The organism is Candidatus Bipolaricaulota bacterium (assembly GCA_021159055.1).
GTDB lineage: Bacteria > Bipolaricaulota > Bipolaricaulia > UBA7950 > UBA9294 > S016-54.
This window is the reverse complement of the sequence record JAGGSO010000030.1, coordinates 1-12236: the sequence shown is the minus strand read 5'-3', so window position 1 is coordinate 12236 and position 12236 is coordinate 1. Positions and strand designations below refer to the sequence as shown.

13 protein-coding genes and 4 riboswitches are annotated in these 12236 nt (G+C 60.6%); of the genes, 5 read left to right on the top strand and 8 right to left on the bottom strand.

The window, feature by feature from the left end:
* Positions 1–86: 86 nt before the first annotated feature.
* The 4 genes from J7J55_01685 to J7J55_01670 form a co-directional block, all read right to left on the bottom strand.
* Positions 87–596 (bottom strand): hypothetical protein, encoded by a 510-nt coding sequence (locus tag J7J55_01685; protein MCD6141415.1) that lies wholly within the window; start codon positions 594–596, stop codon positions 87–89.
* 62 nt (positions 597–658) lie between these two features.
* Positions 659–734, bottom strand: a riboswitch (cyclic di-GMP riboswitch).
* Position 735: 1 nt separating this feature from the next.
* Positions 736–791: riboswitch (cyclic di-GMP riboswitch) on the bottom strand.
* A gap of 191 nt (positions 792–982) precedes the next feature.
* Positions 983–1432 (bottom strand): hypothetical protein, encoded by a 450-nt coding sequence (locus J7J55_01680; protein MCD6141414.1) that lies wholly within the window; start codon positions 1430–1432, stop codon positions 983–985.
* A 70-nt stretch (positions 1433–1502) separates the two neighbouring features.
* Positions 1503–1578: riboswitch (cyclic di-GMP riboswitch) on the bottom strand.
* 3 nt (positions 1579–1581) lie between these two features.
* Positions 1582–1652: riboswitch (cyclic di-GMP riboswitch) on the bottom strand.
* A 190-nt stretch (positions 1653–1842) separates the two neighbouring features.
* Positions 1843–2493, bottom strand: a complete 651-nt coding sequence (locus J7J55_01675) for a hypothetical protein (GenBank protein MCD6141413.1) — start codon at positions 2491–2493, stop codon at positions 1843–1845.
* Between the two features lie 2 nt (positions 2494–2495).
* The gene (locus tag J7J55_01670) at positions 2496–3683 is read right to left on the bottom strand and encodes a hypothetical protein (GenBank protein ID MCD6141412.1); all 1188 of its coding nucleotides are present in this window, start codon (positions 3681–3683) and stop codon (positions 2496–2498) included.
* A 396-nt stretch (positions 3684–4079) separates the two neighbouring features.
* On the opposite strand from J7J55_01670, the gene J7J55_01665 reads away from it, so the two are divergent.
* From J7J55_01665 to J7J55_01645, 5 genes are read left to right on the top strand one after another with little or no spacing between them, the layout of a single operon-like run.
* Positions 4080–5540, top strand: a complete 1461-nt coding sequence (locus tag J7J55_01665; GenBank protein MCD6141411.1) for a C69 family dipeptidase — start codon at positions 4080–4082, stop codon at positions 5538–5540.
* A gap of 60 nt (positions 5541–5600) precedes the next feature.
* Positions 5601–6527: a transporter substrate-binding domain-containing protein gene (locus J7J55_01660; GenBank protein MCD6141410.1), complete on the top strand. Its 927-nt coding sequence runs from the start codon at positions 5601–5603 to the stop codon at positions 6525–6527.
* Positions 6528–6539: 12 nt separating this feature from the next.
* On the top strand, positions 6540–7280 hold the full coding sequence (locus tag J7J55_01655) for an amino acid ABC transporter permease (GenBank protein ID MCD6141409.1): 741 nt from the start codon (positions 6540–6542) through the stop codon (positions 7278–7280).
* Positions 7277–8026, top strand: a complete 750-nt coding sequence (locus J7J55_01650; protein MCD6141408.1) for an amino acid ABC transporter ATP-binding protein — start codon at positions 7277–7279, stop codon at positions 8024–8026. Before J7J55_01655 ends, J7J55_01650 begins: the two co-directional genes overlap by 4 nt.
* Complete coding sequence (locus tag J7J55_01645; GenBank protein MCD6141407.1) at positions 8026–8706, top strand: amino acid ABC transporter permease; 681 nt, start codon at positions 8026–8028, stop codon at positions 8704–8706. The genes J7J55_01650 and J7J55_01645 overlap by 1 nt, the downstream gene beginning before the upstream one ends.
* Here J7J55_01645 and J7J55_01640 read toward each other — a convergent pair.
* From J7J55_01640 to J7J55_01625, 4 genes are read right to left on the bottom strand one after another with little or no spacing between them, the layout of a single operon-like run.
* Entirely contained in the window at positions 8627–8923 is a 297-nt protein-coding gene (locus tag J7J55_01640; protein MCD6141406.1) for a nitroreductase family protein, read from the bottom strand. The genes J7J55_01645 and J7J55_01640 overlap by 80 nt on opposite strands.
* Positions 8920–10218: a DUF1015 domain-containing protein gene (locus tag J7J55_01635; GenBank protein ID MCD6141405.1), complete on the bottom strand. Its 1299-nt coding sequence runs from the start codon at positions 10216–10218 to the stop codon at positions 8920–8922. The genes J7J55_01640 and J7J55_01635 overlap by 4 nt, the downstream gene beginning before the upstream one ends.
* An 8-nt stretch (positions 10219–10226) precedes the next feature.
* Positions 10227–11147 (bottom strand): D-2-hydroxyacid dehydrogenase, encoded by a 921-nt coding sequence (locus J7J55_01630; GenBank protein ID MCD6141404.1) that lies wholly within the window; start codon positions 11145–11147, stop codon positions 10227–10229.
* Positions 11148–11158: 11 nt separating this feature from the next.
* Positions 11159–12226, bottom strand: coding sequence for an alanine--glyoxylate aminotransferase family protein (locus J7J55_01625; GenBank protein ID MCD6141403.1), 1068 nt, complete (start codon positions 12224–12226; stop codon positions 11159–11161).
* Positions 12227–12236 lie beyond the last annotated feature (10 nt).

Here is a 12236-nt window from a genome sequence, read left to right as displayed (position 1 = left end):
AGGTTAGCGTAAGTCTACCGGGGAAAAGAGCCCGGATGCAAGAAAAAAGCGGGACGGCGCATGGCCGCCCCGCGCATTGGTCGCAGTTACGGAGCAGTAACAGTGTAGGTCACGGTAACCGCGTAGTCACCGGGAGCATCGTCGAAGCTCGGGATGTACTCATACTGGATGTCGTCGATATGCGTAATCCCGGCTCCCCCGGTCGCCATCGTCTGATCGCTGTCGAGCGGGGTGAACGCGGTCAGATCGCCTCCCTTGACCTCAAATCGGGTCAAGTCAGCGGTCTCCGTCCCGGTGCTCGCCGCGCTCAGGGTGAGGGTGTAAGTCCGGTTGGCGAACACGTACGCGTTCTTGGTCGAGGAAACAAGCGGCGTCCACGTCCCAGTTTCCGGATCGTACAGATTCCCATCGATCGTCCCGAGGTCGACCGTCATGTCCGAGTGAGGGATGTACAGGATGATCCACCCGCTCACGTTCCACGTAACGACCGGCGACAGGCTCGCGGAGTTACCGCCGATCGCCGTATCCCCGAACGCCATCGTTCCAATCATCGCTACCGTCGCTGCTGCTACCAGCAAAATGATAAGCCTCTTCATCAAAAGCACCTCCTAATGGTTTATTTTTGAGCACCTAGCAGCTCTGCCACCATTAGGTACGCCACGGCAGCCCGACAGTCTTGCGTGAGACTCGCGGCTTTGCGCCCCGGGATCGCTCCCGGTTTGCCGTTTCGTTCATACCGACAGGCCGTAGCTTTGCGCCCCGCGCTTTCGCGCGGTTTGCCCTTCGGCGCTTGTTGAGATGAGGCCAAAACCTACGCTTGAACTGTTTGTTTCTCCTATAACACCTCCTGTATCAGCTTGTCGCAAGTATATTATACCGCCAAGTATATTTTTGTCAAGCGGAGCAATGCGAAATCAGTGAACCGAGAACCGAACGAGGTCTGCAGGGCCGGCGCTGATGCGCCGGCCCCTACGATTTTAGCTTACTTGGCGGTGACGGTATAGGTGACGATTGCGGTGTAGCTTCCCGGATCCATCGTCCGCAGATTGAACAGGGTGTAGTCGACGCTGATTTTAGCGTCGCGCTTTCCCTCATCCGCGGACAGCCCGACCTTCAGGTGATCGCTCCCGTCCCCGGAAAGGGCTACGGTGAGCGCCCAGCTGGTGTTGCTGAACACGAACAGAGTGTTAGCGTTCTCCTTGGTGACTTCATCGACACCGGCCGGGATCGTCCCGAAGTCGAACGCGTTGTCCGCGATCTTGAGCTCGACGAATCCCTGGATCGTCCAGCTGACGTTATCCTCCACCGAAGCGGTCGGTACATGGATCGGAGGAAGGGGGTTGATATGCCCCTTGCCCGCTGCAAATCCGGCAAGTCCGATCATCGCCACCGCCAACCCCAGCACCAACAGACCTACTACGAGTTTGTTCATCCTCATTGAAAGCACCTCCTAATGGTTTGTTTTTTCGAGCACCTAGCGGCTCGGCCACCATTAGGCAGGCTGCGGCAGCCCGGCTGTCTCAACCGAGACCCGTGGCTTTGCGTCCCAGGGTCGCCCCTGGTTTGCCCTTTTCGCAGTGCCCTGACGGGCGCTGCCTAGAAGGTCCGTAGCTTTGCGTCCCGCCCTTTCGAGCGGTTTGCCTTTGTAGGTGCTTCGCAGAGGATGTGGATTATTGCGGTAGAGACCTACCACAATCTTTTGATCTTGATTCGGAAGGAGCTACCCGATTTCTTTCGGGATTTGCTCCTCGAACTTTCTCTTTCCCTCTCGGTTCACTTGTCAATGACCATCACTCTCATTATGCCACATATTTGGCATTTTTAGACATTGAAAGTGATGGTTTATGATTGTGACGGAGGGAATAGGCTTTTTGTGAGAGTTTCTTGGATGTGAGAGAGGCGCTCCAGCGCGGAGGCGATGCGGATGCGGTACTGGATCGGAAACGGCTCCGGCCGCTTGTTTCTGATCTTGGATAGGTCGACCGTGGGGGCGGGATCGGTGCGGCGACGTTCGGCGGACAAGGAAACGTAGTTGATCGCCTCCCGTGCCTTGAATATCTCGGTGAGTCCCTCTTCCGTGACGTTTACTGCATCGGCGAGCTCGGTCAGGGTGGGGAGGCGCCCCTTCTCTTTCAGCAAGCGGGCCTCCACTGCCTCCACTTGCCGATTTAAGTCGGTGAGGAAGCGGGGAAACTGGCTCCGGCGCGTCCGCTCGCGGATGTACTGGCGGATCTCTCCCCGGATGATATTGCGGGCGTAGGTGAAGAAATCCTTGCCGCGGGAGAGGTCGGCATTGTATACCGCGCTCAACAGGCCGAGGTAACCGGAGTGAAACAGCTCCTCATGCGAGAACCCGCTCTGGGCGAACTCGGTTGCAATCACCTCGTTTACCCACTCCCGTCCGCGCTTGAGGAGTTCCGCCCGCGCGGCTTCGTCGTTTTCCGCGGCGCGCTTGAGGAGGTCGAGCAAGTCCTGATTCTTTCCTTCTTCCATCGCTAGAAGGTGAGGGAGAACCCGAAGCTCGCCCGGGTGATCCCAGTGAAATCGAAGTCAACGGCAGTGGAGAGGGTGATCCCGGAGAACTTTACACTCGCCTCGATCCATTCCCCGGCGAATCCGGTCAAGTCGAATTCGGTCAGGCTCGTGAAAGTGACCGGATCGATCGTGGTCTCGATTCCGATCAGCTCGCGGGAGAACATAAAGCTGTAATCGAAGTCGGTCTCCGAGGTTATGAGAACACCGGAAAAGTCGAAGGAGAGCGCGAACCCTTGGGTGTCGAACACCACCGGGATCGAAAGCGGCGGGTTCGGAGCGGCGAAGCTCGTCTTGGAGGTGAACCGGACCGGGTCGATCTGAACGTCAAGGATGAAGTCGAGCCCACTTAAGGAGAATGAGCTGTCTATCGTGACCGCGGTAAGGAATGCCATACTCGGCTCGGTCAACCGATAGCCGAGTTCGGCGATCTCCTGGGAGAATCCGCTCGTATCGAGCCAGGTGGTGCTGCTTGCGATCAATCCACAGGTGTCGACTTCGAGCCGGACGAGCTCCTCCTCGAAGTAGAACCCAGGGACGATCGTCACCCGCCAAACCGTGGGGGAGTTCGCAGCGAGATCGGCAAGATGATTGTACAGATAGAGGAGGTCATGTGAGAACGGAGCTTCCACCCCGTCCAGAGCGTTCACGAGGTCGGTTGCGCCGAACCCGGTGAGGGCGGTGATGGAAAAGCCGTCGATCAGTCCGCTGCTCACCGAAAGGACTGCCCCCATGCTGTAGCTCGGGGTTTGGACCGTCCCGATATTGGCGAGTATCAGGTCAAGTCCAAGCTCCACCCCAACAACCTGTCCGGTGAGAGAGAAGTCGTTCCAGCTGAAGTAGGGGTCAAACAATATCTCTTCCCCGATCCCAAACGCCCCCAGATCAAGAGAGGAATCGACTCCCAGCGATTGGAAGCCGGCCAGGTCGAACGCGGTCTGCATCCCGATGGAGAACCCGGCGATGGTGAACGATGCCGATACATCCGTGGTGATGTCGTAGGATGTGGGCGGGACCGGAACGAAGGTGAACTCCACCCCAACCGTCCCGGTAAAGTTGCTGGTAGTGGTGCAATCCGCGCATTCGCTAAAGCCCCATACCCACGTAAATAGGGGCAGAACCAGAATAAGCGCGATTATTCTATAGTCCATCCGTCGCATTGCGACCTCCTCCTCCGTTTATTCGCCATAAGGCTAGCAGGTGTCCGCACAGGAGAAGAGGAAATACGGGGAGGGGTGGGAGTTACTTTGTCCACCGGGAAACGGACAGGTGTCGAATCGCAAACTCGCTCCGCAGAAAGTCCGAGGCCGCGTTCGGATGACTTGACAACCAGCTCGAAACATCGTATGTTATGAGTGTTATGGCTCGATATCAGAAGTTTCATCATCCTCACCGCAGACGTACGGACGGGTAGCGTCCCGTACCGCATCTCTGTCCGAGCCAGTCTTCCATTTTCCCTCTGCACAGATGCGTTTGTAGTCGGGGCGTTGCCCGCGCGCGGTTCAATGTAAATACTTCCAGACTACAGTTTCATTACGGAGGAGTAAATGCAAAAAGTAAGACTAGTTTTAACTTTTGTGGTGGCGTTGGTCGTTGCTGCCGCTTTGGGAACAGCTTCCGGCTACGGATGCACCATGCTGATAGTGGGCAAATCAGCGACTTCCGATGGATCGGTGCTGATCGCCCGGAACGAGGACTTCCCGGGGAATTGGGCTAAGCACATCATAGTTGTGCCAAAGGCGGATCATAAGCCCGGTGAGACGATCGAATCGGCGACCGGATTCTCCATGCCGCTTCCCCCGGTTACTTACGGGTATATCTCCCTTCAGGACTGGGATCCATCCCAGGGCCGGTTCAACGAAGGGGGGATAAACGAATACCAGGTGGGGGTGAGTGCGACAGAGAGCGCTAAGCAGAACGAGAAAGCGAAGCTGGCCGACCCATTGGTCGATACCGGAGTAGGAGAGAACATCGTCACCGCCCTCGTCCTCCAACAGGCCAAGACAGCGGCGGAGGGGGTCGAGCTCGTCGGGCATCTTGTAGAGGAGTACGGGGCGAGTGAAGCGTTTGGGATGGCGATCGGTGATCCGGATGAGGCCTGGCTGCTCGAGGTCGGCGGCGGACACCACTGGGTGGCCGTCCGGGTGCCGGACGATTCCTACGTGCTGGAGCCGAACGAGCTCCGGATCGGGGAGGTAAACCTGGAGGACACCGCCAACTTCAAGGGGGCACCCGACCTCATCACGTTCGCGGAGGAGCACGGGCTATACGACCCGACGAGTGGTGAACCGTTCAACTTCGCCAAGGCATATGGGACCGCTGCTGATCCGGCCGAGCGGAATTACCGCCGGGTGTGGGGGGCGGAGCACTTCCTCACCCCATCGAGCAATCCTGATCCAGAGGCTAAGTGGTATCCGTTGTTCCTGACACCGGATGAGAAGATCGATCCGAAAACGGTCATGTCCCTGCTGCGGTACCGCTACCAAGGGACGCCGTACGACCCCGATACCTCGACGGGGAAGGGGCAGCGAGCGATCGGGATCTCCAATACCCTGGAATCGCATGTGCTTCAGTTGCGATCCTGGTTGCCGAATCCGATCGGCGGAGTGGCATGGATCGCCATGTCCGCGCCAGTGACGAGCGTCTACATCCCTTATTATTCGGGGATAACCGAGGTTCCCTCCGCTTATCAGCTCGGAACCGACCACTACGACGACAAGTCCGCTTATTGGACGTTCCGCACGGTAACCACCCTGGCGTTCACCGATCTTCCCAAGCTGGGAAAGGAGGTGAAAACAGTATGGCAAACATTTGAGGCGGGTGAGTTTGCGCTCCAGCCCGCGGTAGAAGAGACGGCGATGCAGCTATACACTGATGATCCCGACCTGGCGATGAAATTTCTCACCGCTTACTCGGACGGGCTCGCCCTTCGGGCGTTGGATCAAGCTCACGCCGTGCAGGAAAAGCTATTGACCAAGATGGCCGGTGAAGCACACGGGGCCTATTAGGGCTACTTGACTCCCGGTCCGCAACAGTGGTATAGTGATTTCTAAGGAGGTGTTTGCGTTATGAAGAAGTTTCTAGTAGGGCTGCTTCTTCTCGCTGTAGTGGGATTGGTGTTCGGTGGGATGGCGATCGCGAAGGACAAGTACGTCGTCGCTTCCGATATCCCGTGGGATCCGTTCGAGATGGTGACCGCGGACGGACAGTACTTCGGGTTCGACCTCGACGTGATGCGGGCGATCGCGGTGGTGGAGGGATTCGACATTCAGATCCAGAACATCGCGTTTGACTCCATCATCCCGGCGGTCAAGGCTGGGAAAGCCGACATCGGCGCATCCGGGTTCACCATCACCGAGGAGCGGGCCAAGACGGTCACTTTCTCGAACCCGTATTACCTTTCGAACCAGGCGGTGGTGATCCGCAAGGACTCCGGACTGAACATCGTCACCGCCCTCGCCGGGAAGGGCCCGACCAAGGCGATCGGTGCCCAGAACGGGACGACCGGATTCGATTGGATCAAGGACAACCTGATCGACAACGGCTTCCCGGTCAAGCAGAAGGGGTACGAGACCTATCCGATGGCGATCCTCGACCTGGTCAACGGCCGTGTCGATGCGGTAATCCAGGACCAGCCAGCGTCGCGCGCGTCCCTCGCCGCCTATCCGACGAAGCTGACGATCGCTGGGATCATCAACACCTACGAGTACTTCGGATTCCTGGTCGCCAAGGACGACCCCAAGGGGATCCTCCCCAAACTTAACGAGGGGATGGAGAAGCTCGGATTGACTGCGCGGAAGAACCCGACCGGCAAGTACGACCTCACCGTCGTTCCGGGAAGCGTGTGGGACAACTTGATGAAGGCCTACTTCGGCCCGTCCTCGGACAAGATCGAGGCGGCGTGGCTGAAGACGAAGGACCTTCTCCTCAACGCCCAGACCCTGGCCGACGTGGAGAAGTTCGCGGCCGCGTTTGCAGAAGAGGCGAATAAGTAAAACCGGATTACATTGGGGCCTCCACCTGTCGCTCGGGGGGAGGCCCCATTTCCTGAAAGGGGGACTCCAATCGCTGGAATATCCGTCATCATCCGTAGTCTGCCCGATCTTCTGCGTGCTACCATCCTCAACATCGAGCTTCTGCTCGCCCTCATCACCGTCGGGCTGGTAGTGGGGACAGTGGTGGCGCTCCTCGAGGTCTACGGCGGGCGTGGACTCCGCTACCTCGCCATGGGGTACGAGTGGGTCTTCCGCAGCATCCCGGCGTTGGTCTTGCTCATCCTGTTTTACTTCGGGTTGTCGGAGTTCGGGATCAACCTGTCGCCGTTCCTCGCCGCGACACTGGCGCTCGGATTCCGGTCGTCGTCGTATCAATCGCAGATCTTTCGCGGGGCGATCCAGGCGCTCCCCCACGGGCAGATGCAGGCCGCGCGGTCGGTCGGATTGAGCCGGACCCAGGCGATCCGCCATGTCATCCTTCCCCAGGCGTTTCGCCTTGCGATCCCCGCGTGGTCGAACGAGTTCTCGTCCGTGGTCAAGGACACCACGCTGGCGTATGCGGTCGGGTTGAACGAGGTCCTGCGCCACGCACGGTTCATCATGGTGCGTCACTACAACCTGGCGATGCTCGCGTACATCACCGTGGCGCTGATATTCTTCGTGTTGACCTACACCGGGAACCGGTGGCTCGGCTGGCTGGAGAAGAGGCTGCGCATCCCGGGGCTGGAGGCGCGGGGAGGAGGGACGCTATGAGTCTACTGGTCGTGGAAGACATCCACAAGAAATACGGAAAAGAAGAGGTGCTGAAGGGAGTCTCGTTCTCGTTGGAGAAGGGTGAGACCAAAGTAGTGATCGGCCCGTCCGGGACGGGAAAGTCGACCCTGTTGCGCTGCATCAACCGGCTGACCCCGCCGGACAAGGGGCGAGTACTGCTCGACGGGGAGGACGTGACCCATCCCAAGTCGAACATCAACAAGCTGCGGGCGCAGATGGGATTTGTCTTTCAGGACTTCAACCTGTTCGCCCATCTGACTGCGCTGGGGAACGTGCGCCTCGGGCCGATGAAGGTGAAGGGGATGAAAAAGGATGCGGCGACCAAGCTGGCGATGGAGGAGCTCGCCCGCGTCGGACTGGCGGACAAGGCCGATGCCTACCCGGCGCAGCTCTCCGGCGGGCAGCAACAGCGCGTCTCCATCGCCCGTGCCCTTGCCATGTCCCCCAAGCTGATCCTGTTCGACGAGCCGACGAGCGCCCTCGACCCCGAGCTGATCGGGGAGGTCCTTACGGTGATGATCGAGCTGGCCAAGGAGGGGATGACGATGCTCGTCGTCTCGCACGAGATGGGGTTCGCCCGCTCGGTCGCCGACGAGATCATCTTCATGGAGCACGGGGTGATCGTGGAGCAGGGCCCCCCCGATCAGCTGTTCAACGCGCCCAAGCACGCCCGCACCGGGGAGTTCCTGCACAAGATCACCGAGCTTTACGGGGAGACGGCCTGATGGAGCTCGTGTTCGAGTGGAACTGGCTTCCTCAATTGGCAAATGGGCTCGTGATCACGATTGAGATCACGGTTATCTGCATCGCGATCGGGATCGTACTTGGGCTCTTCCTCGCCATGGCGCGGGTGTACGGCTCCCGATGGTTGAGCCTCCCAGCCGCAATCTACATCCAGTTCTTCCGCGGGACTCCCCTCCTGGTGCAATTGTTCTTGGTCTACTTCGGCCTGCCGACATGGGGGATCTCCTTACCTCCGATCCTGAGCGGGATCCTTGCGCTGGGGTTGAACACCGCCGCCTACCAGGCCGAGTACTTCCGCGGCGCGATCCAGGCGGTGCGGGGAGGACAACTGATGGCGGCCCGGTCGGTGGGGATGAGCCTTCCGCAGGCGATCCGCTACGTCATCCTCCCCCAGGCGCTCCGGATCGTGATCCCGTCTTGGTCGAACGAGTTGATCCTCATGCTCAAGTACACCTCGATCGTGTACATGGTCACCGTCCTCGACCTGATGGGGACGGGATACCGGATCGCGGCGCGCAACTTCCGCTACTTCGAGGTGTTCATCGTCGTCGCCTTGTTCTACCTGGCGCTCGTGTTCATCGTCACCCAGCTCTTACGCCTGCTCGAGCGGAAGGTGCACATCCCCGGGCTCGGGGCCGGAGCGCGGATGGAGCACCACTAGAGCGGATCCCCGAACCGTTGCGGAACGCGATCTCCTCGATCGACCGCCGTGGCGTCCCCGGATCGTCCACCACCACGAACCGCCATGGCTGGTGGTTCGCCCCCGACGGGGCGAGGCGACCGGCGGCGATGATCCGGCGGATCGCATCATCCGATACCGGCCCGGTCCGGAACCGGCGCACCGATCTCCGCGACCGGGCCAGATCGCGGAGGTTCACCCCTTGTCGATCTCCATCTTGGAAATGACAAGTCCGGTGAGGAGCTTGGGGTAGAAGTCGGTCGATTTCTGCGGCATCTTCTCCCCGTGATCGGCGACCCGGATCACCTCCTGCGGGCTCGTCGGGTTGAGGAGGAAGAAGATCTGCTCGGCCCCGGAGTCGACAGCCTCGATCGCGGCATCCGGATCGCGGGTGTAGGTGATGTTCCGCTGCTCCTCCAGCGCTGTTGCATCGATCCCGAGGAGCCGCTCGAGGATCGCGGCGTGGAGGATCGCGACGTCGAGCCGCTTCCAATCGGATGAATGCCCCTCGATCAGCCGGTCCATCAGCGACTCGTCGCGCAGGGTAAAGGTGTAAAACTTGCCTCCAGTGTACACCCCAAAGGTGTGCCGGGCCTTGCCCTGTTTCACTGCCTCCTCCATCGCCGCGCGGTCTGAGTGCTCGACGACCTCGAAGTCCTCCCGCGCCCGCGCGATGAACTCCGCCGGATCGAAGTCCGGGATCCCGTGCACCAGCCGGTGGATCGGGCGGATCGTCATTCCCGGCTCGTCGATGTTGAACAGGGTCATCATCCGATGATCGAACGACTCCGGCGCGGCCGGGCGCCATCCCTTCTCCAGGCACTCCCGCATGAAGTTGACCGCGGTCTCGTAGCGGTGGTGGCCGTCGGCGATGTACAGATCCTTATCCGCGAGCGCGTCCTGCACCGCGGAGATCACCCCGGAATCGGTGATCCGCCACACGCGATGGACATTGCCGAAATCGTCGGTCGCCGCGATCGTCGGGGGGACACCGTCGATCGCTCCCGCAAGAGCGGCATCGGCGCGGCGGGCCGGATCGGAGTAGAGCATGAAGATGTGCCCGAAGTTCGCCTCGGTCGCGCGCATCAGCTTCAGTCGGTCCTCCTTCGGCCCCTTGAGCGTCCGCTCGTGGGCGTGCACCTTCTCCGGTTCGAGCTTACCCAGAGCGATTACTCCCTTGCGCACGAGCCTCTCCCCGTTGAACGTGTACTCCTGATGGTAGGCGTAGAACGACGGGGTGGAATCGCGTTTCAGGACTCCCTTCTCGATCCATTCGGACAGGAACCGCGCCGCGCGGGTGTAGACGTTCTCCCCGTCATCGCCCGGCTGCGGTTTCCCCTTGATGATGCGCACGATGTTGTACGGGCTGCGTGCGTAGTAGATCTCCTGCTCCTTTTCGCCGATGCGGTCGTACGGCTGGGTCACGACCGCGCTGATATCCCCGACGATCTCAGGGTTGTAGCGGTATCCGCGGAACGGAATGATCTGCGCCATCGCTCCTCCTAGGCTGATTTTGCGAACTCGATCACGATCTTCGCCGCCTCGCTCCCGACCCGGGCCTGGGCCTCCACGGTCGATGCCCCGATGTGCGGGGTGAGGGACAGGTTCTCCTGTCTGAACAGCGGGGAGTTCACGTCCGGCGGCTCGGTCGCGAACACGTCGAGCGCCGCCCCGGCCACCTTCCCGCTTGCGAGCGCATCCGCCAGCGCGTCCTCGTCGATCACCCCGCCGCGGGCGCAGTTCACGATCCGGACACCGTCCTTCATCATCTCGAACTCGTTCTTCCCGATCGTCGCGCCCTCGTTGGGGTCGAACGGGATGTGAAGCGAGATGAAATCGCTTCTTGCCAGGAGCTCCGCAAACGGGACCATCGTCACGATCTCGGGAAGCGGTGACTCGCTCACGAACTTGTCGAACGCGATCACGCTCATCCCGAGGGCGTGCGCTTTCTTGGCGAGGGCCTGACCGATCCGGCCGATTCCCACGATCCCAAGGGTCTTCCCCGTGATCTCCACCCCCTTGAGCGCCTTCTTCTCCCACTTGCCGGCTCTGAGAGAGACGGTGCCGCGCCCGATGTGGCGGGCGAGCGACAGGATGTGGCCGAGCGCTAGCTCGGCGACCGAGTTCGTGCTCGCGCCGGGGGTGTTCCGCACCTCGATCCCCTTGGACTTGGCGTAGTCGACGTCGATATTGTCGAGCCCGACCCCGGCGCGGACGATCAGTTTCAGGTTCGTCGCCGCGTCGATCACTTCCTTGCGCACCTTGGTTGCGCTCCGCACCACGATCGCCGCGTAATCCGGGATCGTCGCGATGAGCTCCTCCGGGGACATGTCGGTCTTCACGTCGACCGCCAGCCCCGCACCCTTCATCTCCTCCACCGCGTCTTTCGCGAGCGGATCGGAAACAAGCACACGAAACGCCATCTTTCCCTCCTTTACAGTCCGAGGACTTCCTCGATCGCCGCGAGCAGCCCGCGGATCTCGTCGGGCTGGGTGTCACCCATGTGGGCGATGCGGAACGTCTTTTCCTTGATCGCGCCGTAGCCGTTCGAGATGCGCACGTGGTAGTCGTGCACCAACCGGTCGATCAGGTCCTTCACCGAGATCCCGCGCGTGTTCTTCACGCAGGTGAGGGTCTTCGACCAGTACCCCTCCTCCGGGTAGATGTCGAAGTACTTCTTCGCCCAGTCCTGCACGATCTTCGCCATCCGCTCGTGGCGGGCGAACCGCTCCTCCAGCCCCTCGGCGAGGAAGGCGTCGAGCTGGGCGTTCAGGGCGAAGAGGTGCGGGATCGCCGGCGTGGACGGGGTCTGGTTTTTCTGGTGGTACTTGTACATGTTGTTCAAGTTGAAGTAGTAGCTGCGCGGCGGGACGGTCTTCGCCCGCTCGAGTGCCCGCTCGGATACCGCGGCGACGGTGAGCCCGGCCGGGAGGGCAAACGCCTTCTGCACCCCGGCGAGGACGAAATCTATCCCCCACGCATCGGTCTCGATCTTCACCCCGGCCATCCCGCTCACCGCGTCGACGAGCAGGAACACGTCGGGATATTGCTTCACCACTTCCGCGATCTCGGCCACCGGGTTCATCATCCCGGTCGAGGTCTCGTTGAGGACGAGGGTGACCGCGTCGTACTTGCCGGTCTTCAGTTGTTCGTCCACCATCTCCGGCTTGATCGCGATGTTCCACTCGATCTCGAACGCATCACACGGGACGCCGTTTCCGACGGTGATATCGTGCCAGCGCTTGGAGAACGCGCCGTTCACCAGGTTCAGGCAGCGCTTGGCGACCAGGTTCGTCACCGCCGCCTCCATCGCGCCGGTTGAGGACGAGGTGAACAGAAAGACCGGGTTCTGGGTGTAGAGAAGCTTCTGCAGCTTCGGCTGGATCTCGGCATAGAGGGCCGAGAACTCGGGCGAGCGGTGATGGACTTGGGGAGTGGAAAGCTCCTTCAGAATCTCCGGCCGGACCTCGGTCGGGCCGGGGGTGAAAAGTCGATTGTGCATACTGACCTCC

Coding starts and splice junctions, on each gene's coding strand:
- J7J55_01680 (MCD6141414.1), bottom strand. CDS start 1,432: ATGAACAAACTCGTAGTAGGTCTGTTGGTGCTGGGGTTGGCGGTGGCG.
- J7J55_01675 (MCD6141413.1), bottom strand. CDS start 2,493: ATGGAAGAAGGAAAGAATCAGGACTTGCTCGACCTCCTCAAGCGCGCC.
- J7J55_01670 (MCD6141412.1), bottom strand. CDS start 3,683: ATGGACTATAGAATAATCGCGCTTATTCTGGTTCTGCCCCTATTTACG.
- J7J55_01645 (MCD6141407.1), top strand. CDS start 8,026: ATGGAGCTCGTGTTCGAGTGGAACTGGCTTCCTCAATTGGCAAATGGG.
- J7J55_01625 (MCD6141403.1), bottom strand. CDS start 12,226: ATGCACAATCGACTTTTCACCCCCGGCCCGACCGAGGTCCGGCCGGAG.
- J7J55_01650 (MCD6141408.1), top strand. CDS start 7,277: ATGAGTCTACTGGTCGTGGAAGACATCCACAAGAAATACGGAAAAGAA.
- J7J55_01665 (MCD6141411.1), top strand. CDS start 4,080: ATGCAAAAAGTAAGACTAGTTTTAACTTTTGTGGTGGCGTTGGTCGTT.
- J7J55_01660 (MCD6141410.1), top strand. CDS start 5,601: ATGAAGAAGTTTCTAGTAGGGCTGCTTCTTCTCGCTGTAGTGGGATTG.
- J7J55_01685 (MCD6141415.1), bottom strand. CDS start 596: ATGAAGAGGCTTATCATTTTGCTGGTAGCAGCAGCGACGGTAGCGATG.
- J7J55_01630 (MCD6141404.1), bottom strand. CDS start 11,147: ATGGCGTTTCGTGTGCTTGTTTCCGATCCGCTCGCGAAAGACGCGGTG.
- J7J55_01635 (MCD6141405.1), bottom strand. CDS start 10,218: ATGGCGCAGATCATTCCGTTCCGCGGATACCGCTACAACCCTGAGATC.